The following is a 24,880-nucleotide window of genomic DNA, read 5'->3' on the forward strand; positions in this document are numbered from 1 at the left end:
TAGGATACTTTTATTATTGTTTTTTTTAAAATTAATCTCTAAGAAACCCTTTCCAGGATATTTCTATTGCTTGATTAATATGTTTATCTAATAATTTCACTTTTTCATTTTCGTGAATTTTTACTAGGGATACAACATTTCCAAAAAACAATTCTTCCATAACCATGGAGTTATATGATTTGAATACTTTTTGCCGAATACCTGATTTAAAATAATTCTCGATCTCCCCGTAATATTGTCTCGCTTTATCTTTTAAGGATTGAGGGATTTCTGGAGATCTTGCAATCTGTTCAGAAAACACAAAAGCTAATGGGTTGTTTACGAAATAGTGAAATAGATTAAGCCACATAATTGAAAACTGCTTTTTAATATCGTCCTCAGGGACATTACGCATAACAACAGTTCCAAAATCTTGAGTAAGCATTAAATAGAGTTCTGTAATAATTTCCTCTTTATTCTTAAAATGGTGATATACAGTTCCATTGGCAACACCAGATTCTTTAATAATTTGCGAAAGAGAAGTTGCCCGTATTCCTTGTTTTGTGATTAATTCTAAAGTTGTCTGTAAGACAATTGACTTTTTGTTCATAAAAATTTTTATTCCTTCATTCTTGGTTTAGTTAAGTTGCCAAATAGCAAAATTCAATGCAGTTGCATAAGCAACCCATATCAAGTAAGGGATAAGTAGGTAAGCGGCTGTCGAGTTAACAACTTTAAACCACCTGATTGTAAACAATAAAAGGATAAACAGGGCAAGTATATCCACAAGTGCAATCAATGGATTACGTAATCCAAAGAAAAAAATGGACCACGCAGCATTGAGTAAAAGTTGAAACCCAAAATGGTATAACGCAGTTTTTACCCATTTATGATAAAAACCTTTACTCCAAACAATTCCGGCAGCAATTCCCATCATAATATATAGGGCTGTCCATACTGGGGCAAAGAGCCAATTTGGGGGCGTAAAGGAAGGTTTTTGCAGTCCTGGATACCAACTGGTAATCGATGTTTGCGTAGCAATACTACTCAAAAAACCAATTAACAAGCATAGCAAAACAGCAATACCAATACGCAGTATTTTTTTTTTCATTCGAATTAGTTAGTTAAATACTAAAATAGCAATTTATTTTTACTAGCTTACTTTTAAAAGCAGATAACAACTTATCTTTGCCAAAATTATTTTTTACGTTATGGGTGATTATAGTCAGTTTGTCACTAAAATATCTTCTGTAGTTCTTGATAAAGGATTTATTTCTTGTACATCACCGAGTAATATTGCCTTAGTGAAATATTGGGGAAAACGACCAGTGCAATTACCAGAAAATCCTTCTATAAGTTTTACGTTAGATACTTGTAAAACTGAGACCATATTAAGATATGAAAAATTAGAAAGTATTTCTGAAAATTTTCAATTCGAGTTGTTTTTTGAAGGAAAATCCAAACCAGATTTTAAACCAAAAATTCAAAGTTTTTTTCAAAGAATAATTAGCTACGTTCCTTTTCTTAAGCAGTATAAGTTTATAATAGAAACGAGTAATACATTTCCTCATAGTAGTGGAATAGCTTCTTCTGCAAGTGGGATGAGTGCTTTGGCATATTGTTTAATGCAGTTAGAAAAACAGCTAAACCCTGAGATGACCGGCGACGAGTTTGTTCAGAAAACTTCCTTTTTATCTAGATTAGGATCAGGAAGTGCTAGTAGAAGTATAGAAGGGCCGATTACAGTTTGGGGAGCGCATAAAAATGTAGAAGGAAGTAATGATGCATATGCAGTAAAATTTCCTTATACCATTCATGAAAATTTTAAGAATTATCAAGATACTATTCTTCTTGTCGATAAAGGAGAAAAACAAGTGAGTAGCTCTGTCGGTCATGATTTAATGCACGGTCACCCTTTTTCTTCTGAAAGATTTAAACAAGCAAACGAAAATATAGATAAACTTAAAAGTATTTTAATTTCCGGAGACTTGGATAAGTTTATTGAAGTGGTGGAAAGTGAAGCATTGACCTTGCATGCTATGATGATGACTTCTTTACCTTATTTTATTCTTATGAAACCAAACACATTATCTGTTATTAATAAGATTTGGGAGTATAGAAAAGAGACAGGATCTAAAATTTGTTTCACCTTAGATGCTGGAGCAAATGTTCATATATTATATCCAGATTCGGAGAAGGAGCAGGTAATCGACTTCATTAAGAGAGAGTTAGTTGTATATTGTGAGAAAGGACAGTATATTTGCGACAAAATAGGATTAGGTGCTAAATTGTTGTAACTTTATCCTAATTAGTTAGACAAATTGGATATAAGGAATACGAACAGATGAAAGGACCACTTTTTTACTCTAAGATATTATTGTTTGGAGAATATGGTATAATTAAAGACTCAAAAGGGCTTTCTATACCCTATAATTTCTTCAAAGGAGCTCTAAAAGTATCTGATAATCCAGATGAAGAAGCGACTAAATCCAATAAAAGTTTAATTGATTTCACTAGTTATTTAGAAAGTGTTCAAGATAAAAATATCGTAGAATTCGATTTAGAAAGGTTGAAAAACGATGTGGCATCTGGGATGTATTTTGATAGTAGTATTCCTCAAGGATATGGAGTAGGCAGCAGTGGAGCACTTGTAGCTGCAATTTATGATAAATACGCTACGGATAAGATTACGGTTCTAGAAAACCTTACCCGAGATAAATTGTTGAAGTTAAAAGAGATTTTCGGATTCATGGAATCATTTTTTCATGGCAGTAGTTCTGGTTTAGATCCTTTAAACAGTTATTTAAGCCTTCCTATTCTAATTAATTCTAAAGATAATATAGAACCTGCAGGAATTCCGTCACAAAGTGTAGATCATAAAAAGGGAGCTGTATTTTTATTGGATAGTGGTATTGTAGGAGAAACTGCTCCGATGGTAAGCATTTTCATGGAAAGCATGAAGCAAGAGGGATTTCGATCAATGCTTAAGAATCAGTTTGTTAAGCATACCGATGCTTGTGTTGATGACTTTTTGAAAGGCGATATAAAATCATTGTTTTCTAATATTAAACAGTTGTCTAATGTTGTTTTAGATAATTTTAAGCCAATGATTCCTAAGCAGTTTCATGCATTATGGAAAAACGGAATAGAAACTAATGATTATTATCTTAAACTATGTGGTTCTGGAGGCGGTGGTTATATATTAGGTTTTACCCAGGATTTTAATAAAGCCCAAACTGCATTAAAAGATTATAAATTAGAAGTGGTATACAACTTTTAATAGATCTACAGTAGGATGTTTTCTAGAAAAAATAAACTCATCCTACTCAAATTATTGAGTCTATTTTCTATTGTTAGAGGATATAATGTGCTCATTATTGTTTTAGCGCAATATCTTACTTCCATCTTTATTCTAGCTCCTCACATTCCTTTAAGAGAAGTGCTTTTTGATGCGAACTTATTTGTTATTGTTTTAGCATCTGCAAGCGTAATTGCAGCAGGATATATTATCAATAATTTTTATGACAGGGAAAAGGATCTTATAAATAGACCTCAGAAAACAATGTTAGATCGTTTAGTAAGCCAACGAACTAAATTAACTGGATATTTCGTGCTTAACTTTCTTTCAGTAATATTAGCTAGTTATGTTTCTTTTAAAGCGGTATTGTTTTTTTCTTTGTACGTATTTGGGATATGGTTGTATTCTCATAAGCTAAAAAGAATGCCGTTTCTAGGTAATTTTGTAGCATCTACGCTGTCAATTACTCCTTTCTTTGCTGTGTTCATTTATTATAAAAACTTTGATGAGGTGGTTTTTGTTCATGCTACCTTTTTGTTTTTAATGTTAGTGATGAGAGAAATGGTCAAAGACCTTGGGAATCTTAGAGGCGATGTAGCTCAAAATTATAAAACGATTCCAATTATTTATGGAGAATCAGCTTCGAAAAAAATGATTAGTTTATTAGTGTTAGCTTCGTGTCTGCCTATTTATTTGCTACTTACAAAATATGAAGTAGGCTATATGTATCTTTACTTTTATGTTTGTCTAACATTATTGTTGCTATTTCTAATAGCGTTATGGAAATCAGATGGAAGAATACATTATGTTTGGTTGCATAATATTTTAAAATTAATCATTGTATCTGGAGTATTTAGTATTATACTGATTGATGTTAATATGATACTGGATAGACTTCTTTGGTAATAAAAAAAAGCAGCTATATCATTCGGATATAACTGCTCTTCTAAACAAGGTTTGTTTTGGTAAGTTTTTAAGCTTCAGGGTTTAATACTTTTAGCTTAATCTTAAATACTTTGTTACCAGTTTTGATAGCGTCAGTGTCAACTTTTTTGTAGTTTAATCTAGACTTTACGTACTGTTCTATTGCCTGTTTTTCTGAATCTACTGTAAGGATTACAATTTCTCCTTTAGCATTTAAGATAAATTCAATGTTAGCTTTAATTTCGTTACTCTCTAACCTAATTTCTGGTCTGTCTAATAAAAGAGCAATTTCGTTTCTTAGTTTTTGCTCTGAAGTTTCTTTAGTGTTTTTGTCATTTGCAAAAATTTGAGTTGTTGCTAAAATGGCTACTACTAATACAATTAATTTTTTCATTGTTACGTGTTTTTATTTGAGTTATAAAATTTTATTTGTTTTAATTTTACAAGACAAATGTAGAACCGATACGTAATTATTTTTGAGTTTATATTTTATTAGAATGTATTGCTAAGTTTACCTTTGCGTAAAAAAGAGAACGTTTTAACATAAATTGAACTTTGAATAATATATACTTTTTATAAGTTTACTTTGGGAGTATTTAGGAGGATTGATTTTTTTGATGTTAAATTCTCAAGTCTTAATCTTATTGCGATACGAATAATTGAATTTTTGGACCTTTTTTAATGTTACCATAATGTTAAGTAATGGTTTAACCGTAAAGCGATTTTTAAGATTTAAGTATTTGAAAATCAATTTTTTGAATGTTAATTATTCGTTAACTAAACTCTTAAGAATTTGTAAACATTAACTATAAATCTGGATAAATTTAAAAATCAATTTTAGACATTCTTTATGAAGGATCAATTACTTACTGTGGCTTTAGCTCAGATATCGCCAGTTTGGTTGGATAAAAGGGCTACAATAGAAAAAATAAAAAAATCAATTATTGAAGGGGCACAAAAAAAGGCAGAGCTTATTGTTTTTGGAGAAACGTTACTGCCTGGATATCCTTTTTGGGTTTCACTAACCGATGGAGCTCAGTTCGACAATAAGATCCAGAAAGAAATTCATGCTCATTATGCTCAGAATGCAGTAGTTATAGAGCGAGGAGATTTAGACGGAATTTGTGATTTAGCAAAAGAGAATAATATAGCAATCTATTTAGGTGTTATCGAACGACCCTTGGATAGAGGAGGTCATAGTTTATATGCATCTTTAGTATATATAAATGGGGATGGAGAAATTAAATCTGTACATCGTAAGTTACAACCAACTTATGAAGAAAGATTAACTTGGGCTCCAGGAGATGGTAACGGGCTTCGGGTACATCCGCTTAAAGCATTTACAGTAGGAGGTTTAAATTGTTGGGAAAACTGGATGCCATTACCTAGGGTAGCATTATATGGACAAGGAGAAAACCTACATGTCGCAGTTTGGCCAGGAAGTGATTATAATACTAAAGACATTACTCGTTTTATAGCAAGAGAATCAAGATCTTATGTTATTTCTGTATCTAGTTTAATGCGAAAAGAGGATTTTCCTTCTACGACACCACACCTAGAAGAAATTTTGAGAAAAGCTCCTGATGTTTTAGGTAATGGAGGTTCCTGTATTGCTGGTCCGGATGGAGAGTGGATTTTGGAGCCTGTGCTTCATAAAGAAGGCTTGTTAATAGAAACTTTAGACTTTAATCGTGTATTGCAAGAACGCCAGAATTTTGATCCTGTAGGACATTACTCCCGACCAGATGTAACGCAGCTTAATGTAAATAGAGAGCGTCAAAGTACTGTTTGGTTTGGTGAAGAATAGTTGTCATTTCTAAAAACGAAACAACTATCTTTGCAAAAAATGTAAGATATGAGTCGTGGTGACAATTCCAATAGAGGAAAAGGAAGTGGAAGACAAGGTGGAAAACCTAATAGAAAATCATATAGTAAAGGTAAGGCTCTCATAAAGGGCAATAATAATTCACCTAAGAAGATTTCTGATCCCGATCAAATTCGATTAAATAAGTTTGTCGCTAATTCTGGAGTTTGCTCTAGAAGAGATGCCGATTTGTATATACAAACAGGAAGTGTTTGGGTAAACGGGAAACCAGTTACCGAAATGGGATATAAGGTTAAATTAACAGATGAGGTTAAGTTTGATGGTCGATTAATCACACCAGAAAGAAAAGAATATGTGTTGCTTAATAAGCCTAAAGGTTTTGTGACTTCTACAAGTCCGGAGAAAACAAGAACAGTAATGGATTTAGTTGCTAATGCATCCAAGGCAAGATTAAAACCAGTAGGTAGATTAGAACGAAATACCACAGGTTTGTTACTTTTTACTAATGATGTAGATTTAGAAAAGAAGTTAACTCATCATAAAACTGGAGTTCGCAAAATTTTTCATGTAGAGTTGGATCGTAATCTAAAGTTCGAGGATTTTCAGAAGATAGAAAAAGGTGTGCGATTAGAAGAAGGTTTTATTTCGGTAGATGAGATATCTTATATAGAAGGAGCTGCTAAAAATGAAATTGGGATACAATTAATGTCTTCAAAAAACGGTATCGTAACTAAACTTTTCGAACATCTTAATTACGGTGTTGTAAAATTAGATAGAGTTATTTTTGCTGGATTAACTAAAAAAGATCTGCCTAGAGGTCACTGGCGAATACTTACAGAACAAGAGGTGATTAATATGAAAATGATGTAAAAAATAAAAAAAGCTGTTTTTAAAATAGTATATAATTGGGAGTTGTATTAAAAATACAGCTCCTAATTTTTTAATACCTCTCCAACAATTCCTTTAACTCGTCATAATATTGTTTAGAAAGATAAATACCATTATGACCTGCCCCTTTAATAAGTGTAAGTTCAATTTTATCCGGATATAATTGCTTTAATCGTTTAGAATGCTCTTCTGGTTTAATCAAAAAGTCTTTGGAACCATGAAAAACACGAATAGGAGAATTGACTTCTCCTAAAAACTTATAGGACGGGATTTCGTAGTTAATTAATGATTGTGGAACAGGTGCTATATTAGCTATGAATTCATTCCAGGCGTAATATGGCGCTTCTAAAATAAGAAGTTTAGGATTATTTTTTGCTGCGGTATATGAAGCAAATCCTGTTCCTATGGAATACCCTAATATAATAACGTCTTTTTCGTCATATCTAGTTAGGGCATAATCGTATATTTTTTGAGCATCGTGATAAAGTTCTGATTCTTCTTCATAGAAGCTGTCGCTTTTACCATATCCTCTATAGTCTACGAATAAAACGTCAAATTTATTTTCTGTATATAAATACGCTCGCTCTCCCCATTCATGAATAGCTCCTGCATTACCATGAAAATATAATATTAACCCTTTGCTAATAGAATCTGTTTTAAATAATAATGCATTAAGATTGATATTCTCTTCTACAGCTATGTTGATCTCTTCAAACGGTTGATCAAAGGAATACGAATAATCTTTGTCTAATACTTTTGGATTGAAAAAGAAACGTTCCTGTTTCACATATAAAAAGATATATATAAAAAGGATCAAAATAATAATGACTCCTGCAAATCGTAATAATCTACGTGCTATTTTTTTAAAATTAATTTTCAAGATATTGTTTCGTATTTTTTAGTACAAAAAGGGTTTTTGTCAATTCTGTAAAAAGTGCAAAACCTTCTTCTTTTTTATTAAAAAGCTTGATAGTGTTCGCTCCAAATAATTCTAATATTTTATTATTTGATAAAGAGTTAAAATTTATAAAGAAAGTATCTCCAGAATGATGTTCAATTTCAAAGTTTCCCTCATCTACTTTTTTTGAATCTTTGAATAAAGTAAATTGATTTTGTGTAATTTCAAGTTGATAATCACAATCTAATCTAGTTGAATTAAACTCGCAAAAATGTCTATCCGTTCTATATTTACATAGATCCCAGTTATTTTGTAATAATTCTGTAATGGTTGTAGTATCTTGAGAAAACGAAAAACTACTAACAAGTACTGTTATAAGTAGAAAGTGTAGTTTGCTATTTAGTTTAAAACTCAAGTATAGATAGATTTTAATGAAACTTTTGAAGTGTTTTTTAATACTTCAAAAATAAAAATACCAAATACAATACTATATTCCAGAGCAACAAACCATAAATTTTCTTTAAAATCAAGGTTGATATACGCTGTGTAGCTGCATATAATAAGAAATGACCACCAAATAGGAAATCTATAATTAGTGAATATACAAAGTGATAAAGGAACTGCTATATACCATGGATGAACGGTAGTTGACAAGAAATAATAACTACAAATACCAATAACCATAACGGTAATTAATTCTGATGTCTTTTTGTTTTTTCTAAAAAACGTAAGAATTAATAGAATTCCAATAACGATTAATGGTAATATCTTTCCTACCGTGCCAATTATATTCCAACCAATGGTTTGATATCCAATCCAACGAATAATGTAATAGATACTCGCATTAAATTCGAAGTTCTGAAACCAAAGACTAATGGTTTTACTAAAGTTTGCTATAAACTCTGCAGATAAAAAAGGAGTAAATAGAAGTACAGTAGTTATAATAACAATACTATAAAAACCAATAAGTTTAAAAAAATGATATTTAAGTTTAGATGTATTAAATCCTGTTATGAATTTTTGAAAGAACAAGGGTAAAAAGAGCAAGGGGATTAATTTTACAGATACAGAAAATGCCAGTGCCATTGCTGCCCAATACCAATATCCCTTTTGCAATAAATACAAGGACCAGATAATAAAGAATATCATGACTGCCTCAAAATGTAAGTTTCCGGCAAGTTCAATAATAACAAAAGGGTTTAAGATATACCAAAAGATTCTATGCTCTGGTATATGCAACATTTGCAATAACTTTCTTCCAAAGAAAAAAGTACCAATATCTGCCAAAATGATTAATAACCTCAGAACAATTGCCGCGCCTAAAATGCTGTTTCCAGAAAAAATACCAGCGATAACATAACAAAATTGACTTAAAGGAGGGTAATTCGTATAATGACTGCCATTAAGAGTGCCCATACCATTATATAATTTTTGTGCTTGAGCAATTGGGGCATTACCTTCTGCAATCCATGTTTCAGGTAAGGATAGATAAGGGTTAAACCCTTCCAATAACATTCTACCATCCCAAATGAATCTATAAAAATCTTGAGATAGATTTGGTATTGCAAAAAGAAACAATATTCTAAAAGCTAAAGCAATACCTGCTAATAGTTTAATGTTACTAGAATTAATTTTAATGATTCTATAGGAGATAAAAAATAAACCAACCCATAAGGCAGACATTTTTATGAAATCAATGCGTTCTAATTGATAGGCAAACCCCCAATAAAATATGGTACAAATGAATACTAGTAATATGGAAAACTTATTGTATTTCCATAATTCATTCATTATAATTTAGAAGTAACTGATTTAAAGAAAACAAATCCAAATCCAAGAAATAACATGATATGAAATAAAAACAATCCAAAATCCTGTAGTTTAAAAGCACTGTATAAAGCAAATGCAAAGTAGCACATAAGTAAAGCTTCAATAATGGTGTTTCCAGAAATGTTCTTGTTTACGTATTTATTTCCTTTCCAAGAATCTTTTAGCGTATTGATATTAAATTTTGGAGTTCTAACAAATTCACTTTTCTTTCCAAAATGGCCTTCTAAAACTGCCATAGAATTGTGTACAGAGAATCCCATAGCTATAGAAAAGAAGGTGAAAAACATTTTTATATATTCTATGAAATTCCAAAAACCGCCGTTATGAATTTTCTTGAATGTATGCCAATAACAGAAGAAAAAGATCACAGTACTTAATGCAAAAAAGGCAATTACATTAAAGTACCAGCTAAACATTGGATTACTGTTTTTTATATACATTACAGGAACACTTAATACTGCAACTAGTAGTACTAATAAAAACATGCTGCTATTTAATAAGTGAAAGAAACTATGAAATTTAGTTTTAAAAGGAACGGTTTTATCTTTAAGCATTTTCCAATACAATTTTTGGAAATTTTCTGCCGCACCCTTATTCCATCTAAATTGTTGGGAGCGAGCTGCACTAATAACAACAGGTAATTCCGCTGGAGTTTCTACTTCTTCAAGATATTTGAATTTCCATTTTTTTAGTTGGGCTCTATAACTAAGGTCTAAGTCTTCTGTCAGTGTATCACCTTGCCAATTTCCTGCATCCTCGATACATTTTTTTCTCCATACTCCTGCAGTTCCATTGAAATTAATAAAGTGATCTTTATAATTTCGTCCTACTTGCTCCATAGTAAAGTGAAAATCCAATGCAAATGCCTGAATTTTAGTTAACATAGAGTAATTTCGATTAATATGTCCCCAACGAGTCTGTACAACACCAATATTTTCTTTTTTGAAATAAGGAATTGTCTGAAGTAACCATTTTCTTCCAGGTAAGAAATCAGCATCAAAAATTGCTATGAATTCTCCTTTGGCTATTTTCAATCCTTCTTTTAGAGCACCTGCTTTAAATCCTGTTCTATCTTCTCGACAAATATGCTGAATATCTAGCCCCGTTTTTCGCAGTTTCTCTATATGAGTAGCTGTAGTATGCACAGATTCATCTGTAGAATCATCTAATACCTGAATTTCTAACTTATCCTTTGGATATTCTAATAGAGCAATATTATCCAGTAATCGTTCCATTACATATAGTTCATTATAAACCGGTAATTGAACTGTTACATAAGGGGTTTCTTCTTCTTTAGAAAGATCAAAAGTAGGACATTTGTCATCCAGTTTGCGTGATTTGAGATAGTTGAAAAGTAAATTCAACTGTGCTAAACTGTACAAGAAAATTATTAATAACGCTAATGTATAAATAACAATGATAGCAATATCCATTACGCAAAGCTATATTTAAAAATCCAACTTAAAATCTTAACGCCTGCAAAGATAGCACCTTTTATGGTTCCTGAAACTTTTGAGACACCTATTCTCTTTTTGTATCGAACCGGAACTTCTATATAGGAAAAATTTCTTTTTATTGCTTTTAACTGCATTTCTACAGTCCAGCCATACGTTTTATCCTGCATATTCAGTTCTAAAAGCTTATCATATTTAATTGCTCTAAAAGGTCCAAGATCCGTAAATTTTGCACCAAAAAACAATCTCATTAAGCTCGTTGCAAGCCAATTTCCGAAAATCTGAGGGATCGTCATTGATCCTGATTCCCGTAATTTTTTATCTCTAGCACCTATTACTATATCAATATCTTGATTTATTATAGGTGCAACTATTTTTGTCAATTCTTCAGGGTAATCACTAAAATCACCATCCAGAAAAACTATGATTTCTGGAACATCTTGTTGTGAGGCAACATAATCAAGCCCCTTTAAACAAGCATACCCATATCCCATTCTTTCTTCCTTTAATACAGTAGCTCCAGCCTGTCTTGCTACGTCTTCGGTATTATCTGTAGAGCTATTACTTACCACAATTATTTCAGAAACTATATCAGGAATTTCATTAATTACGTGGCCTATAGAGTCTTGCTCATTAAAGGCAGGTATGATTACTTTGATTATGGGATTCATTTATAGCGAAGCGTTGGGGTTGTCTTTTTTGAAGCTAAAAACATCTGTCCATTCTCCGGTTTTCCGATCGTCAATGTATTTTTCTGCTTTAAAAAGCTTGTCATTTTTATATAAAAGGCAATACCCGTTTTTTTGATTATTTTTATATTGATACTTTCTAGTAATACGATTTTTCTTATTACTTGCGGCAATATCGTAAATAATCCACCATTTTTCTGCTTTATCGTTTATAAAATGCCCTTCTTTGATTAGTTTATTGCTTGATGAGTAGAAATACCAATATCCTTGTTTTTTATTGTTCCAAAAATGTCCCTGTTCAGAAATAGTACCGTTAGGGTAATAAGAATACCAATAATCTATTTTCTGACCATCCATTTTCCAACCTTCGGATTTGATAGATCCATCATTGTAATATTCTTTATGATATTCTTTTTCTACAGAAGTTTGAAAGGAAAAGGATATAAAGGAAATAACAATATAAAGTATGTATTTCATCATTTTAATCATTGGTTACGTGCTTAGACGAAAACTATTAGAGATACCTACAAATTATTTTAAAAATCTAAATCAAGAGAGTTTTTTATGTGCGTATAAAACTTACTTTTTTTGAATTGTTTATGTGAAAAAATGTATTTTATCGATGATTTTGGTATATTTGTCGATAAATAGAAAAGATTATATCATTTTATTTTTCTTTTTTTATTTAAAAAAAATATAATCGCATTTATGAAATTGAAGCTATTAGCATTTGATAGTACCTGGAAATATGATAGAGTATTAGCACCTTTTTTTTGTGTGATACTTCCAGCTACCGCGCTTCATGGTTATTTAGAGTATTTAAATACTGGATTTAGTTTGTATTTCTATAGAGATATTACTAATATTATCATTCTTACCTTAGGATTAGTAATACTTAAACTTAATCTGATAACAAAAAAGGAATTAATCGTAATATCCTTATATACAATTCGAATTGCGATTGATTACACTTTTATTGTTGGTTATTTTGATTCCAGTTTTGCGTTTGAATACAATTTTATACATGTTCAAATGATTTTTGCTACGGTCATATTTGCTGCGGGTACGTTGATACATGCAAGGCATCTTTTTATACTAAATACGATGAATATTTTATTCATTATTTGTTGTGCATTAACAATTGGCAATGAACATTCGGTTATGAGATTTATTTTTTGTGGAGTTTTGGTTTCGGGTGGTGGATTTATAGCCTATGCAGGTAAAAAATTTGTACAATCACTTTTTAGAAAAATTAGGTCTGCAAGAGTACTGATAGAAAAGCAGAATATTGAATTAAAAAAAATGAATGCTACAAAAAATCAATTATTTAGAATTATTGGTCATGACTTAAGAACCCCCTTTCATCAAATGAGTCTGCTAATTGACCTTATTTCAGAAAGTAAGGATGAGAATGAAAAGTTGCAATATCTTAATCTTATAAAAGAATCAGCTACTCAAGGAAACGAACTTTTGGAAGATCTGTTAAGTTGGGATGAGAAAGATGTGGATCATAGTGATATAAACTTAGATGAGTTTTCAATTGCTAAAATTGTAAATAAGACTTTCGAGTTTTATAAATTTAATAGCAATGTTAAAGAAATCACGTTGATCAATGAGGTACCAGAAAATATAAAATTGAGAATAAGTAATTCTATGATGGAAACTATTTTTAGAAACTTAATTGGAAATGCCATTAAGTTTTCTCATCCAAAATCGAAAATCATAGTTAATTGTAGTATTAATAATGGCCATATTGATTTATCGGTTGTGGATAAAGGTGTAGGTATAAGTTCCGAACAATTAACGGTGCTATTTTCTGATCAGGTTAAATCAACATCTGGAACCGCCGATGAAAAAGGAACTGGCTATGGATTAGGAATTGTAAAAAAACTTGTAGAACAACAAAAGGGGTCACTTTCAATCGACAGTGAATTGAAAAAAGGAACAAAAGTAGTACTCACTTTTCCTTTGGTAGCTTAATACTTCCAAAAATAGTATTAGATTACTTCTTTTTCCTACAAATTAAGAAAGAATTTTTGATCACTTCTTTAAGTTTAGATCGTTTCTAACTCGACAATATTCTTTATTGTTGATATTTATAAGCTGATAGAAAAGTTAAATATTGGTTTGTTTTTTCTTACCAAATGTAGTTTTTTTATCAAAAAATGTGTATTTCATCGATTATTTAGTTGTTTTTAACGATACATAGATAAATTTCATTATATTGAGATAAGTTTTAACGGGGCTAAATAAATCGATGTTAATATGAATAGTACATCTAAAAAGTTACCCGGATTCTTTCAGTTTGATAAGGTTTTGTTTACGGTAATGTTTATTGCATTACCAGGAATAATACTTGATGGCTTAGTTGAGTTTAATGAAGCTGGATTAAGTGCTTATTTTAACAGAGCTGTTGTTACATTTTCTATAGTTACTCTTGGTTTAATATTGCAGAGAAGTGGTTTTATTAGAAAATCAAAACTACTTACCTTATCCGTATATACTATCGTTTTAGGTATGATGTCAACGATATTTTTTGGCGTAGATGATCCTAATTTCATATTTGAATCATTTTTCCTAAAAGTAGAAGTAATTGTATCTCTTTTATTTTTTGCAGTAGGTATGTTGGTGCATTTTAGACATATTATCTTCTTGCTAACGATTAATTTTCTTTTCATAGGATTATGTATGTTTTATTACCCTAGCTTTCCTTTAGAGAAGTTTGCTTTTTATTTTGTTATTGTTAGTGGTGGTGGTCTTATGGCATATTTCTGTCAGCGTTTACTTGTACAGTTATCTAGAAAAGTTAAAGAAGCAAATAGATTGATAAGCATCAAGAATGAAGAATTAAAAGAAATGAATCAATCCAAAGATGATTTGTTTAGGATTATAGGTCACGATCTTAGAACTCCATTTTATCAACTTAGATCATTAATTGACATGGTAGATGAAGTAGAGAATGATGAAGAAAGAGATGAGATACGAAATATGATAAGACAAGCTGCTGATAAAGGAAATAATTTGTTGGAGGATTTATTAGAATGGGGAAACATTTACAAAAAACAATCACAAGTTTTATTGGAGACAAAAGAGATTTCTGTCATAGTAGATAAGGTTTTTGCGTTTTCTGATTTAAAAACAAAAAATAAAGAGATTAGTCTAATAAATAAGTTGCCTAGAGATTTAAAAGTAACAATAAACCCAGCAATGATGGAAACTGTAATGAGAAACTTGATAGCAAATGCCATTAAATTTTCGCACCGAGGTTCAGATATTATTGTAAAATCAGAAAAAATAGGTGGACAGGTAAGAATAGCTATAGAAGATAAAGGAATCGGAATGTGTAATGATAGTCTTTATAATCTTTTTGAAAAAGAAAGAAACAATTCTACTACTGGTACAGAAAATGAAAGAGGTACAGGATTTGGGTTAAGTATAGCTAAAAAACTAGTAGAAAAACAGAACGGAGTTTTAGAAATAGAGAGTGAATACAACAAAGGAACAACGATTAATTTATATTTTCCCAATACAATGAGTGCCTAATTTACGAACTAAACTTTTGTAAATAAAAAAACAGCCTATTTAGGCTGTTTTTTCATACTATTGATGTTTTTGAATTTATTTATTATTCACATAATCCATAAGATCGACATCATTTCCTAATAGAATCTCGTTAGAATTGATTCTTCCATCTAAGTTATCGTTCTCTAATTTTAATACACCTCTTGGACATACTGCAGAACAAATACCACATCCTACACAACTTGATCGTACAATATTCTCTCCTTTTTGAGCATACGACCTTACGTCGATCCCCATTTCACAATACGTAGAGCAATTACCGCAAGAGATACATTGACCTCCATTAGTAGTAATTCTAAATTTAGAAAATAATCGTTGTTGTATTCCTAATATTCCTGCCATTGGACAGCCCATGCGACACCAAACTCTATTTCCAAGAATTGGGTAAAAGCCAGTACCAATAACACCAGAGAAAATAGATCCAATACCAAAACCATAAAAAGCTCTAAGTGCACTATCTGCAGTATAGCTGTTATTGTTTAAACCAAATGAAAAGTATTTAGCCTGAATTTGTATTTGACTTAAGTCTACAAAACTGATTAAAACAAGAAATGCAATAGTAAATATTAAGAAGCCAGTTGCTCCAGCAACAGCACTTTTGTTAAGTTGCTTTCTCTTATAATACAGAATACCTGCAAAAAGTAACGTTAAAAATACTCCTACACTTATTAAAAATACATTTTTTGTAAACCAGTATTTAGTAGCGTCATATCCTAAAAAGGTTGAAATTGTTGCAACAGTCATGATAACTGAAAACACTAATACCGTATGGATCATCCATCTTTCTATTTTCCATGCTTTTACACTCTTGTCAGATAATTGACGGAAAGAATCTCCTGCAGTTTCTGCAAGTCCTCCACAACCACAAACCCAAGAACAGTACCATCTTTTTCCATATTTGTATGTTAACCAAGGAGAAATTACAAACACCATTAATACGGCTAAGATTAAGAAGAATAAACCAATATTTTGTGCATTAATAAATTGATCTACTCTCCATTGTTCAAACGCATAGTAATTAAGCGGCCACATATTTTTTAGATCATTATAAGGTAAAGAAAATGTATCAGAGTTTAAGCGAGCCATTAATTCAGGAATCACAAACGCAAATGCGGTTTGGAAAAATATTACACTCACTGTACGTAATTGTTCATAGCGGTTATGTTTATACTTCATAATAAACTTTATTCCAAACCCTATGATAGCGATGGTATACAATGTCCCATATACAAACCACTGACTTGCTTGTTCATTTTTAAAAGCATAACTCAATGGATCGAATAAAGCGATTAAGCCAGTATTAGCACCATCTACTCCTTGCCCTAGTCCTAATAAATCAGCAAAAAAGTACAACACAACATAAAAACCTGTAAGTACTATTCCTGCAATCCAGGCAAGGACTCCTCTTGATGACATAGAATTAAACCAAACTGCATCATTTTTTATACCTTCTAATTTTTTGTCATATGCACCTTTAGAGAAGATAACAATACCTATAGTTATAGCTGATAATGATAAGGTAAGCCAAGTAGCTTTATTAGGTAAATTGAGATTAAAGGTAGCTAGTAATAATATAAGTAGTCCAGTCATTCCAACTAGAACACCAATCTTTTGTTTTGTATTTAGGCTCTTAGGAGGTTGTCCTGTTAATGCCATGTTTCTTTCTACTGCCATTGTTTATGCGTTTATTGTTTGTTGCTTTTGGAAAGCATTTAAAATATCTTTTTCGAAATGTTTGAAGAATTCAGGATTAAAATTGGCTTCTAATAAATTGGAGATGATATAGTCTACATCTCTTTTTTCGGTTAACCATTTGTCAAATACCTCGTGACGCATTCGAATCCCAAAAGTGTTTATTCCTAGAAACTCTCTAGTTTCTTTATGATAAGAAACGGTAACACATTTTGTATCATCTTGATGTATCCAATGGAATTGTTCTTCATATTCTTGAGGTCTACCAAATACCCATCCATATGTTTGATATTCGATGTCCAAGAATTTGGCACTATTAAACCAGTGACCAGGCTTATACTCTAGTTTATTTCCACAGATCGTTTGTGCAACAGTTTCGCCCATCATTCTTCCGGTATACCATACTGCTTCTATTGGTCTTCTGTTTCCAATAGCTTCGTGTTGTTCTGCACAATCACCAATAGCATATATGTTAGAAATATTTGTTTCTAAGAAACGATTTACTTTAACACCTCTTCCTAATTCAATTCCAGAATCTTTTAAGAAATCTACATTGGGAGATACACCAGCGGTAAGCCCAACAACATTGCACGCTATTTCTTCTCCAGTTTCTTGAATGATTATTGACTTCACTTTTCCATCTTTATCAGAAATGATTTCTTTTAAATTGGAACCTAAACGAAGGTCAATGTGATGATTCTTTATATGTCGGTTAATCATTCCGCTTTCTCCAGCAGGAAGAACGCCATTCCAGAAACTATCTTCTCTTACTAAAAAAGTAACAGGGATTCCTCTAGAGTTAAGCATTTCTGCTAATTCTATTCCGATTAAACCACCACCAACAATAACAGCTCTTTTACAAACTTTATTATTAGGAGCATATTTTTCTAAATTTTCAAGATCCTGTTTATGATACATTCCCATAACACCATCTAGATCTTGACCTGGCCATCCAAATTTATTTGGTTTAGAACCTGTAGCAATTATTAGTTTATCATACTGCAGACTTTCTCCACCTTCAAAAATCAATTGATTTTTTTGGTGATCTACTTTCGAAACAAACCCTTTCTTTAATTCAATACGATTTTTTTCCCAAAACCAATTTTCATAAGGTTGCGTATGTTCGAATTTCATGTGTCCCATGTATATATACATCAACGCAGTACGAGAAAAGAAATAATCTGTTTCGGCAGATACGAGAGTAATCTTTTTATCAGACATTTTCCGGATATGCCTTGCAGCAGTAACACCAGAAATTCCGTTGCCGATAATTACAATATGTTCCATAGAGGTGTGTGTTAGTTGATTTTCAATTTTAGTTCTTAAAATGAAGCTTCTGTGCGTAAGTCGTTTATAAATATAAGAACTTAACCAACATTAATAATTTAGAATTAATCTAAAAAGCTAAGTTTTTGTAAGTTTTAGTAAAGAATTCGAACGATGATTTTCTTTATAAATGAATAAAAAATTCTTTCAAACAAATTGAAAATAATTTGTAAGTAGCATATAGACGCTCCGACTCAATGCCCGTTACCAAGGTAAACTTAACTTGTATTAAACCAACTTCATAATAAGAAGTTTTTAAAACTTAAAACAATGAAAAAGATAATTTTTATAATGACTTTGCTAATGGTTACTGTTAGCTTTTCGCAAAGCACAACAGAATTTTTCACCAAATCTGATGCGTTTTTTAAAAAACATGTAACAAATGGTAAAGTAGATTATAAAGCAATAAAAAGTGATCCTAAGGAATTGGATGGGTTATTGGATATAGCTGCCAACTTAAGTGTTTCTAAAAGTGATGCTAAAACTTTTCAAGCATTTTATATTAATGGATATAATTTATCTGTTATTAAAGGAGTAATTAATAATTATCCAACAAAATCACCACTTAATATCAAGGGCTTTTTTGATAAGATTAAATATACTTTAGCGGGTAAATCAACAACATTAAATGATTTGGAAAATAAGATTCTTAGAAAGAATTTTCCAACCGAAGCACGTTTTCACTTTGCACTGGTTTGTGCTGGGTTAGGATGCCCTCCAATAATTTCAGAAGCTTATACTCCTTCGCTTTTAGAAAAACAATTACAGCGTCAAACAACGATAGCATTAAACAATCCTAACTTTATTAAAGTAAAAGGAAAGAAAGTACAACTTTCTCAAATTTTCGAATGGTATAAAGGAGACTTTACTCAAAATGGTTCAGAAATAGATTATGTAAACCAGTTTAGAAAAGAAAAAATTCCTGCGAATGCAAGAATATCATACTACCCATATAATTGGAGTTTAAACGTAGCAAAATAATAATAACCTATAAATAAGGATTACAAGTAATCCAATAAATACTTAATCTAATAATAAACATATTTAAATCATGAGATTAACTAAGAATATAATAACCGCACTTTTTTTATTACTAACCGTAAGCTTTGGATTTGCGCAAGATGATGATGCAGAAGATAATGGTTCTGTAATACAAAATCTTACTCCTTCAAAATTGATTGGAAAAGGACAAGTAGATGTTAAATGGTTTAATAATCTTTATACACAAACTCGTATTGCAAATGCTGATGGAGATGTATCTTCTGCTGATAGAGAAAACTTCTTTACTTCGACATTAGATGTTTTCTATGGAATTTCAGAAAATAGAAGAATTACTGTAGGTGCGATTATTGAATTTAGATCTAATACAATAGGAGACCGTGGTGCTTTTGATGTATTTAGTTTTGATGGAGAAAGTGGATCAGCAAGAAGTGGTATTACCAGTATCGCTCCAAGTGTAAAATTTGTCCCTTTTAAAAGTCTGAGTAATTTTTCTGTACAAAGTAGCTTGGTGATTCCGACAATAAAAAGTGAGTTTGATGATGGTGTTTTCTTTGATCAAGATGGGTTTGTTTTTCAAAACAGATTCTTTTATGACCTTGCTTTAGGTAATAGTAATAAGTGGCAGCTTTTCTTTGATCTAAATACTGAATATAATTTTGGTAAGGACCTTGAGTTTAATAGCGATGGCAGATCGGAAGGTAGTTTTGCAAATGACAGCTTCCGTCTTACTCCTGGAGTGTTCTTAAGTTATTTTCCGAGCTCTAAGTTTACAGCACAAGTATTTGTACAACATTTTCAACTTATTGATTTAAATAATGATTTTGAGCAAGACCTAACTGCAGTAGGAGCAGGAGCAAAATATCAACTCACAAAATCGCTTAATATTGAAGCATTATGGAGTTATTTTGCAAGAGGAAATGATTCTGGTCTTGGAGAATCATACAATATAGGTTTAAGATATGTATTATAGAAAACAAACATTTAGCTTAGGTTTAAGAGCAATGTTTTAAGCACTATAAAATATAAATTGTATTTTCAGCGGTATAAAAAATAATCATGAAACGTTTTTTTATACTGCTGATTAGTATTTGTTTTTTGAACTGTTCAGGACAGCAATCTAAAATCAATGGAGTTAGTTTTGTCGCATCACCAAAAGAGATTAATGAGACAAATATAGATCCTGTAGTAAAAGTAAATGCAAATTGGGCTGCTGTGATGCCATTTGGATTTGTGAAAAATTTGAAAGAACCATCAGTTGTTTTTAATACAGAAAGGCAATGGTGGGGGGAGAGAGCAGATGGAGCAGAGCGTACCATTGAATTACTAAACCAAAAAGGGATTAAAGTCATGCTGAAGCCACAGATTTGGGTTTGGCGAGGTGAGTTTACGGGTAATATTTCTATGGATTCTGAAGAGGATTGGAAAACCTTAGAAAGCTCTTATGAAGGGTTTATTATGCTGTATGCTAAATTGGCGCAAAAATTAAATGTTCCAATATTATGTATTGGTACAGAATTGCACACTTTTGTACAGAAAAGACCCGAATATTGGAAGCAGTTAATACAGAAAGTTAGATCTGTTTATGAGGGTAAGTTAACCTATGCGGAGAATTGGGATCAGTTCACAAATGCTCCTTTTTGGAATCAATTGGATTATATTGGTGTAGATGCTTACTTTCCGGTTTCTGAGAGTAAAACGCCTAGTGTAGAGGAGATGAGGGAAGGTTGGCAAAAGCATAAAAATAAGATAATAGCATTACAAAAAACAATAGGAAAACCTGTTTTGTTTACAGAGTTTGGATATAGAAGTATACATTATACAGGAAAAGAACCTTGGGCTTCTAATAGAATAAAGGGAAATGTAGATTTAAAAGCTCAGAATAATGCGTTAACAGCGTTATATGAGGAATTCTGGAAAGAACAATGGTTTGCCGGAGGATTTCTTTGGAAATGGTACCACGACCATGATAAGGTGGGTGGAGAAGATAATAATAGATTTACAATACAAAATAAACCATCAGAAAAGTTAATACAAACATTGTATAAAGATGATTAAAACCAATTATATCGTATATATCTTATGTTGCATTTTATTGGCCTGTAATAAAGATCAAAATACGATTCAATTGGATGAATCTCTTACATCTTTAGTGGCTTTAAATGAAATAGAAATTGATAATGTAATTGCGTGTGCTTCGGGATCTGAATCAGATGAAGATGTCATTATTGCGTATGTATATCCTAGACCTGGAGCAACGGATATTAGATATTTTGAAACAGCAAATATAGAAGCTGATAAAAATGATTATCAAAACTATCAACAGGTAATGATAGCACCAACAGATATTTTTAACGGATATCTAAAAAAATTCACAAGAACTACAACTGAAGAAAAGTGGGTAATTATTACGTTTTTTGAAAATGAAAAATTGCATTTATCAAATCCAATTAGATTAAAACATCTAACAAAACCTACAGAGTTTACCGATGAAGTGGTTGTAAATACAAATAGTGAAAATATGCCAATATTTAATTGGGAAGATGGAATATTTAATGATAATAAGATATATTTTCAAGTAATTTCTGATACTGATGATGAATTGCTTTCTGGAACCTATACTTTTCAAAAACAATTCCAATATTATAAAACGGATAATGTAGTTTTAAATATCACCCAAGAAATTCCACCACAGTTAGACGCAGCTAATTCATATAATTTTACCCTTATGGGAGTCAGTGAAGATAATTGGGTGAATTTGTTTATTCAAAAAAGATTCTAGCCTTAACTTTATTTAATCTTTTATGTAAGATCATAACATGTTTTTCGTCTACGAGTGTAAAATATGTTATGAAGAAAATCTTAATAGCACTGATTTTCTTTGTGTATCAAGGAAGCTTTTCTCAAGATGCTCTAGTATCAGAATTACAAATTACAAGACTAAAAAGGACAAAAGAATCCTTTATTAGGAAATTAGTTAAGGTAAAACCAGGATTGGTATACGATTCTCTGAGGGTAGCGACAGATATAGAAAGACTTAAAAGACTTCCTGGTATTGCAAATGCAGAAGCAATAGTGCAAAAAAATCAAGGATCAGAGTATCAAATTATCTATACTATTGAAGAAAATTTCACCATTATTCCAGGGCTTAGTATAGCAACTGATAACAATGGTGAATTTGCATATAGAGTATCCCTTTTTGAGTTTAACTTATTCGGAAGAAATCAAATATTAGGAGGGTTTTATCAACGAGATGTGTTTGATTCTTATGGTGGATATTGGGAAGCTCCTTACCTTTTTACAAATAAATTTGGTTTTGGTATTAATTATAAGAATCTAGTTTCTCAAGAGCCTATTTTTCTTGACAATGATAATACGATAAATTATAAATTCGATACAAGAGCTTTCGAAGTTAATTTGTTATACGAATTTAACTTTCATCATAAAGCACAGGTTGGAGTTAATATCTCTAATGAAGAATATAATTTTATAGAAGAAGATTTACCTTCAGAAATCCCTACACGCCTTTCTGCTAGTAAAATTGCTTACAGAGGAGAGTATGAGTATAACGATATTGATATTGATTATCAGTATGTATCTGGTTTGAGAAGCCTTTTAGATTTTCGATTTGTTACCGGTGGTGATGGTCTTTTAGATGATTTTTTTATCGGTAGAAATGATTTCGAGTATTTCAAAAGAGTGGGTAAATTGGGCAATTGGGCTAATCGTCTTAGGGTAGCATATGCGTCTAATGATGATACTCCATTTGCTCCATTTGCTGTAGATAATCAATTAAATATAAGAGGTGCAGGAAATACTATTGATAGAGGTACCGCTGCAATAGTTTTAAATACCGAGTATAGACACACGTTATATGAAAAAGGTTGGTTTGTAGTTCAGAGTAATGTTTTTATTGATACAGGTACCTGGAGAAACCCAGGAGGAGAACTCGTGGAGTTAATAGATGGTAGTACACTAAGATTTTACCCAGGAGCGGGCATAAGATTGATACATAAAAGAATTTTTAATGCGGTTTTTAGGTTAGATTATGGATACGGAATTGGAAATGATGCAACCAATGGTATTACCTTTGGGATTGGACAATATTTTTGATTTGCAGTGCAATAAGGTGTACCTTTGTTATAAAATTGCTTCAAATATTTAGAACTAAATGCGAAAAAGACTCATTCTTGTCTTCCTGACCTTTTGTTTTTGTTTTTTAGGAAACGCTCAGAAAAGAAATATTTCTGAAATAGTAATTCAAGGAAATAAAAAGACAAGAACAGCGGCAATTGTAAAACTGAATTCCATTCGAGAAGGTGAAGTATTAGATTCTACCAAGATAGAAGAAGATATTAAACGCTTAAAACGATTACCAAGCATTGCGCACGCGTATTATCAAGTTCATAAAAAGGAAAATGGCTATAAAGTAGTTTATGGTGTTGAGGAGAATTTCACTATAATTCCTAGTGCGAATGTATATACTACTAATAATGATGAATTTGCTTTTAGGGTAGGTTTATATGAATTTAATTTTTTAGGACAGAATGTTACTTTAGGAGGGTTTTATCAAGATGATATTTATAGTTCTTTTGGATTAAACGTACGAGCTCCATATTTGTTTACCAAAAGATTTGGTTTAGCGTTTAATTATCAAAGTCTTACTACCCAAGAACCCGTTTTTTTAGATACTGGCACTGCAAATTATAAATATAATAATACATCATACGAGGTTTTAGGATTGTATCAATTTAATTTTCAAAACAGAATAGAATTAGGTGTAAATTATTTTAATGAAGATTATACATATAGAAATGGAGCTACGGGCCCAAATGTACCGTTAGATTTTGATGTAAATAAAGTACTATTTAAGTTAATCTATGAGTATAATAATTTAGATTATTATTTTCAATATGTATCAGGATTTAGAAGTGTAGCAAACTTTCAATATGTAATTAGTACAGAAAATGTATTACCAGATTTTTTAATTGGATGGAATGATTTTATGTATTACCATCGAATTGGTAAAAAAGGGAATTGGGGATCTAGATTAAGGGTTGGTTTAGCAACTAATGACGATTCTCCTTTTGCTCCCTTTGCTGTTGATAATAATCTAAATATTAGAGGGGTAGGTAATACAATCGATAGAGGAACTGGTGTGATTGTATTAAATACAGAATATAGACATACTTTATATGATAAAGATTGGTTTGTATTACAAAGTAATGTTTTTGTTGATGGAGGTAGTTGGCGAAATCCAGGAGGAGATTTTGGAGATTTTGGAGACACTCAAAACTTTAGAGTATACCCAGGAATAGGATTACGATTTATCCATAAACGTATTTTTAATGCAATCTTCAGAATAGATTATGGATATGGGGTTACCGAAGATGCTACTAATGGGTTTGTATTTGGGATAGGGCAATATTTTTAATAATGATAAGATCATATTCTTTTGTGTTAAAAACGAGTTAATGAATAACCGAACGTTTGGTA

24 protein-coding genes are annotated in these 24,880 nt (G+C 31.3%); 13 read left to right on the forward strand and 11 right to left on the reverse strand.

Annotated features, from left to right (window positions below; all coding sequences use genetic code 11):
• Positions 1 to 31 precede the first annotated feature (31 nt).
• Positions 32 to 589: a TetR/AcrR family transcriptional regulator gene (locus H526_RS0121390; protein WP_027394908.1), complete on the reverse strand. Its 558-nt coding sequence runs from the start codon at positions 587 to 589 to the stop codon at positions 32 to 34.
• A gap of 27 nt (positions 590 to 616) precedes the next feature.
• Positions 617 to 1,090, reverse strand: coding sequence for a TspO/MBR family protein (locus tag H526_RS0121395; protein ID WP_027394909.1), 474 nt, complete (start codon positions 1,088 to 1,090; stop codon positions 617 to 619).
• Between the two features lie 100 nt (positions 1,091 to 1,190).
• Between H526_RS0121395 and H526_RS0121400 the strand changes: the two genes are divergently transcribed.
• The 3 genes from H526_RS0121400 to H526_RS0121410 are packed head-to-tail and all read left to right on the forward strand — an operon-like array spanning position 1,191 to position 4,183.
• The gene (locus H526_RS0121400; protein ID WP_035086180.1) at positions 1,191 to 2,276 is read left to right on the forward strand and encodes a diphosphomevalonate decarboxylase; all 1,086 of its coding nucleotides are present in this window, start codon (positions 1,191 to 1,193) and stop codon (positions 2,274 to 2,276) included.
• 47 nt (positions 2,277 to 2,323) lie between these two features.
• Positions 2,324 to 3,259: a mevalonate kinase family protein gene (locus tag H526_RS0121405; RefSeq protein ID WP_027394911.1), complete on the forward strand. Its 936-nt coding sequence runs from the start codon at positions 2,324 to 2,326 to the stop codon at positions 3,257 to 3,259.
• A 15-nt stretch (positions 3,260 to 3,274) separates the two neighbouring features.
• Complete coding sequence (locus tag H526_RS0121410) at positions 3,275 to 4,183, forward strand: geranylgeranylglycerol-phosphate geranylgeranyltransferase (protein ID WP_027394912.1); 909 nt, start codon at positions 3,275 to 3,277, stop codon at positions 4,181 to 4,183.
• A gap of 67 nt (positions 4,184 to 4,250) precedes the next feature.
• Here the strand turns inward: H526_RS0121410 and H526_RS29770 are convergent, their stop codons facing one another.
• Positions 4,251 to 4,595, reverse strand: coding sequence for a hypothetical protein (locus tag H526_RS29770; RefSeq protein WP_051336268.1), 345 nt, complete (start codon positions 4,593 to 4,595; stop codon positions 4,251 to 4,253).
• Positions 4,596 to 5,051: 456 nt separating this feature from the next.
• On the opposite strand from H526_RS29770, the gene H526_RS0121420 reads away from it, so the two are divergent.
• On the forward strand, positions 5,052 to 6,008 hold the full coding sequence (locus H526_RS0121420; protein ID WP_027394913.1) for a carbon-nitrogen hydrolase family protein: 957 nt from the start codon (positions 5,052 to 5,054) through the stop codon (positions 6,006 to 6,008).
• Positions 6,009 to 6,056: 48 nt separating this feature from the next.
• On the forward strand, positions 6,057 to 6,896 hold the full coding sequence (locus H526_RS0121425) for a pseudouridine synthase (protein ID WP_027394914.1): 840 nt from the start codon (positions 6,057 to 6,059) through the stop codon (positions 6,894 to 6,896).
• Positions 6,897 to 6,966: 70 nt separating this feature from the next.
• Here the strand turns inward: H526_RS0121425 and H526_RS0121430 are convergent, their stop codons facing one another.
• From H526_RS0121430 to H526_RS0121455, 6 genes are read right to left on the reverse strand one after another with little or no spacing between them, the layout of a single operon-like run.
• Positions 6,967 to 7,794 carry an alpha/beta hydrolase gene (locus H526_RS0121430; protein ID WP_051336269.1) on the reverse strand — a complete coding sequence of 276 codons (828 nt, stop codon included), beginning with the start codon at positions 7,792 to 7,794 and terminating at the stop codon, positions 6,967 to 6,969.
• Positions 7,784 to 8,227 carry a hypothetical protein gene (locus tag H526_RS0121435; protein WP_027394916.1) on the reverse strand — a complete coding sequence of 148 codons (444 nt, stop codon included), beginning with the start codon at positions 8,225 to 8,227 and terminating at the stop codon, positions 7,784 to 7,786. Before H526_RS0121435 ends, H526_RS0121430 begins: the two co-directional genes overlap by 11 nt.
• On the reverse strand, positions 8,224 to 9,603 hold the full coding sequence (locus tag H526_RS0121440) for an MptA/MptB family glycosyltransferase (protein ID WP_035086183.1): 1,380 nt from the start codon (positions 9,601 to 9,603) through the stop codon (positions 8,224 to 8,226). The genes H526_RS0121435 and H526_RS0121440 overlap by 4 nt, the downstream gene beginning before the upstream one ends.
• Positions 9,603 to 11,075, reverse strand: a complete 1,473-nt coding sequence (locus H526_RS0121445; protein WP_027394918.1) for a cellulose synthase family protein — start codon at positions 11,073 to 11,075, stop codon at positions 9,603 to 9,605. Before H526_RS0121445 ends, H526_RS0121440 begins: the two co-directional genes overlap by 1 nt.
• Complete coding sequence (locus H526_RS0121450) at positions 11,075 to 11,767, reverse strand: glycosyltransferase family 2 protein (RefSeq protein ID WP_027394919.1); 693 nt, start codon at positions 11,765 to 11,767, stop codon at positions 11,075 to 11,077. Before H526_RS0121450 ends, H526_RS0121445 begins: the two co-directional genes overlap by 1 nt.
• The gene (locus H526_RS0121455) at positions 11,768 to 12,265 is read right to left on the reverse strand and encodes a toxin-antitoxin system YwqK family antitoxin (RefSeq protein ID WP_155839742.1); all 498 of its coding nucleotides are present in this window, start codon (positions 12,263 to 12,265) and stop codon (positions 11,768 to 11,770) included. It abuts the gene before it with no gap.
• Between the two features lie 228 nt (positions 12,266 to 12,493).
• On the opposite strand from H526_RS0121455, the gene H526_RS0121460 reads away from it, so the two are divergent.
• Both H526_RS0121460 and H526_RS0121465 read left to right on the forward strand, forming a co-directional pair.
• Entirely contained in the window at positions 12,494 to 13,765 is a 1,272-nt protein-coding gene (locus H526_RS0121460; protein ID WP_027394921.1) for a sensor histidine kinase, read from the forward strand.
• Positions 13,766 to 14,050: 285 nt separating this feature from the next.
• Positions 14,051 to 15,328: a sensor histidine kinase gene (locus H526_RS0121465; protein WP_027394922.1), complete on the forward strand. Its 1,278-nt coding sequence runs from the start codon at positions 14,051 to 14,053 to the stop codon at positions 15,326 to 15,328.
• A gap of 75 nt (positions 15,329 to 15,403) precedes the next feature.
• On the opposite strand, the gene H526_RS0121470 is transcribed toward H526_RS0121465, so the two are convergent.
• Both H526_RS0121470 and H526_RS0121475 read right to left on the reverse strand, forming a co-directional pair.
• Positions 15,404 to 17,041 (reverse strand): 4Fe-4S binding protein, encoded by a 1,638-nt coding sequence (locus H526_RS0121470; protein WP_027394923.1) that lies wholly within the window; start codon positions 17,039 to 17,041, stop codon positions 15,404 to 15,406.
• A gap of 3 nt (positions 17,042 to 17,044) precedes the next feature.
• A complete protein-coding gene (locus H526_RS0121475) occupies positions 17,045 to 18,346 on the reverse strand; it encodes an NAD(P)/FAD-dependent oxidoreductase (protein WP_027394924.1) in 1,302 nt (433 codons plus the stop codon).
• A gap of 309 nt (positions 18,347 to 18,655) precedes the next feature.
• Between H526_RS0121475 and H526_RS0121480 the strand changes: the two genes are divergently transcribed.
• The 6 genes from H526_RS0121480 to H526_RS0121505 all read left to right on the forward strand — a co-directional run bounded on the left by H526_RS0121480 (position 18,656) and on the right by H526_RS0121505 (position 24,818).
• Positions 18,656 to 19,366: a DUF547 domain-containing protein gene (locus H526_RS0121480; RefSeq protein WP_027394925.1), complete on the forward strand. Its 711-nt coding sequence runs from the start codon at positions 18,656 to 18,658 to the stop codon at positions 19,364 to 19,366.
• 70 nt (positions 19,367 to 19,436) lie between these two features.
• Complete coding sequence (locus H526_RS0121485; RefSeq protein ID WP_027394926.1) at positions 19,437 to 20,357, forward strand: hypothetical protein; 921 nt, start codon at positions 19,437 to 19,439, stop codon at positions 20,355 to 20,357.
• Between the two features lie 86 nt (positions 20,358 to 20,443).
• Positions 20,444 to 21,442 carry a glycoside hydrolase family 113 gene (locus H526_RS0121490; RefSeq protein ID WP_027394927.1) on the forward strand — a complete coding sequence of 333 codons (999 nt, stop codon included), beginning with the start codon at positions 20,444 to 20,446 and terminating at the stop codon, positions 21,440 to 21,442.
• A complete protein-coding gene (locus H526_RS0121495) occupies positions 21,435 to 22,166 on the forward strand; it encodes a hypothetical protein (RefSeq protein ID WP_051336270.1) in 732 nt (243 codons plus the stop codon). Before H526_RS0121490 ends, H526_RS0121495 begins: the two co-directional genes overlap by 8 nt.
• A 68-nt stretch (positions 22,167 to 22,234) precedes the next feature.
• Positions 22,235 to 23,497, forward strand: a complete 1,263-nt coding sequence (locus tag H526_RS0121500) for a BamA/TamA family outer membrane protein (RefSeq protein WP_035086187.1) — start codon at positions 22,235 to 22,237, stop codon at positions 23,495 to 23,497.
• Positions 23,498 to 23,555: 58 nt separating this feature from the next.
• Positions 23,556 to 24,818: a POTRA domain-containing protein gene (locus H526_RS0121505; RefSeq protein WP_035086189.1), complete on the forward strand. Its 1,263-nt coding sequence runs from the start codon at positions 23,556 to 23,558 to the stop codon at positions 24,816 to 24,818.
• Positions 24,819 to 24,880: the final 62 nt, after the last annotated feature.

This window comes from Aquimarina latercula DSM 2041 (genome assembly GCF_000430645.1).
Taxonomy (GTDB): Bacteria; Bacteroidota; Bacteroidia; order Flavobacteriales; family Flavobacteriaceae; genus Aquimarina; species Aquimarina latercula.

Bases quoted from the DNA above. Each gene is read 5' to 3' on its own strand.
- H526_RS0121420 (WP_027394913.1), top strand. From the start codon at position 5,052: ATGAAGGATCAATTACTTACTGTGGCTTTAGCTCAGATATCGCCAGTT.
- H526_RS0121475 (WP_027394924.1), bottom strand. From the start codon at position 18,346: ATGGAACATATTGTAATTATCGGCAACGGAATTTCTGGTGTTACTGCT.
- H526_RS0121465 (WP_027394922.1), top strand. From the start codon at position 14,051: ATGAATAGTACATCTAAAAAGTTACCCGGATTCTTTCAGTTTGATAAG.
- H526_RS0121485 (WP_027394926.1), top strand. From the start codon at position 19,437: ATGAGATTAACTAAGAATATAATAACCGCACTTTTTTTATTACTAACC.
- H526_RS0121405 (WP_027394911.1), top strand. From the start codon at position 2,324: ATGAAAGGACCACTTTTTTACTCTAAGATATTATTGTTTGGAGAATAT.
- H526_RS0121445 (WP_027394918.1), bottom strand. From the start codon at position 11,075: ATGGATATTGCTATCATTGTTATTTATACATTAGCGTTATTAATAATT.
- H526_RS0121490 (WP_027394927.1), top strand. From the start codon at position 20,444: ATGAAACGTTTTTTTATACTGCTGATTAGTATTTGTTTTTTGAACTGT.
- H526_RS0121395 (WP_027394909.1), bottom strand. From the start codon at position 1,090: ATGAAAAAAAAAATACTGCGTATTGGTATTGCTGTTTTGCTATGCTTG.
- H526_RS0121460 (WP_027394921.1), top strand. From the start codon at position 12,494: ATGAAATTGAAGCTATTAGCATTTGATAGTACCTGGAAATATGATAGA.
- H526_RS29770 (WP_051336268.1), bottom strand. From the start codon at position 4,595: ATGAAAAAATTAATTGTATTAGTAGTAGCCATTTTAGCAACAACTCAA.
- H526_RS0121450 (WP_027394919.1), bottom strand. From the start codon at position 11,767: ATGAATCCCATAATCAAAGTAATCATACCTGCCTTTAATGAGCAAGAC.
- H526_RS0121470 (WP_027394923.1), bottom strand. From the start codon at position 17,041: ATGGCAGTAGAAAGAAACATGGCATTAACAGGACAACCTCCTAAGAGC.
- H526_RS0121425 (WP_027394914.1), top strand. From the start codon at position 6,057: ATGAGTCGTGGTGACAATTCCAATAGAGGAAAAGGAAGTGGAAGACAA.
- H526_RS0121480 (WP_027394925.1), top strand. From the start codon at position 18,656: ATGAAAAAGATAATTTTTATAATGACTTTGCTAATGGTTACTGTTAGC.
- H526_RS0121410 (WP_027394912.1), top strand. From the start codon at position 3,275: ATGTTTTCTAGAAAAAATAAACTCATCCTACTCAAATTATTGAGTCTA.
- H526_RS0121495 (WP_051336270.1), top strand. From the start codon at position 21,435: ATGATTAAAACCAATTATATCGTATATATCTTATGTTGCATTTTATTG.
- H526_RS0121440 (WP_035086183.1), bottom strand. From the start codon at position 9,603: ATGAATGAATTATGGAAATACAATAAGTTTTCCATATTACTAGTATTC.
- H526_RS0121455 (WP_155839742.1), bottom strand. From the start codon at position 12,265: ATGATGAAATACATACTTTATATTGTTATTTCCTTTATATCCTTTTCC.
- H526_RS0121390 (WP_027394908.1), bottom strand. From the start codon at position 589: ATGAACAAAAAGTCAATTGTCTTACAGACAACTTTAGAATTAATCACA.
- H526_RS0121400 (WP_035086180.1), top strand. From the start codon at position 1,191: ATGGGTGATTATAGTCAGTTTGTCACTAAAATATCTTCTGTAGTTCTT.
- H526_RS0121505 (WP_035086189.1), top strand. From the start codon at position 23,556: ATGCGAAAAAGACTCATTCTTGTCTTCCTGACCTTTTGTTTTTGTTTT.
- H526_RS0121500 (WP_035086187.1), top strand. From the start codon at position 22,235: ATGAAGAAAATCTTAATAGCACTGATTTTCTTTGTGTATCAAGGAAGC.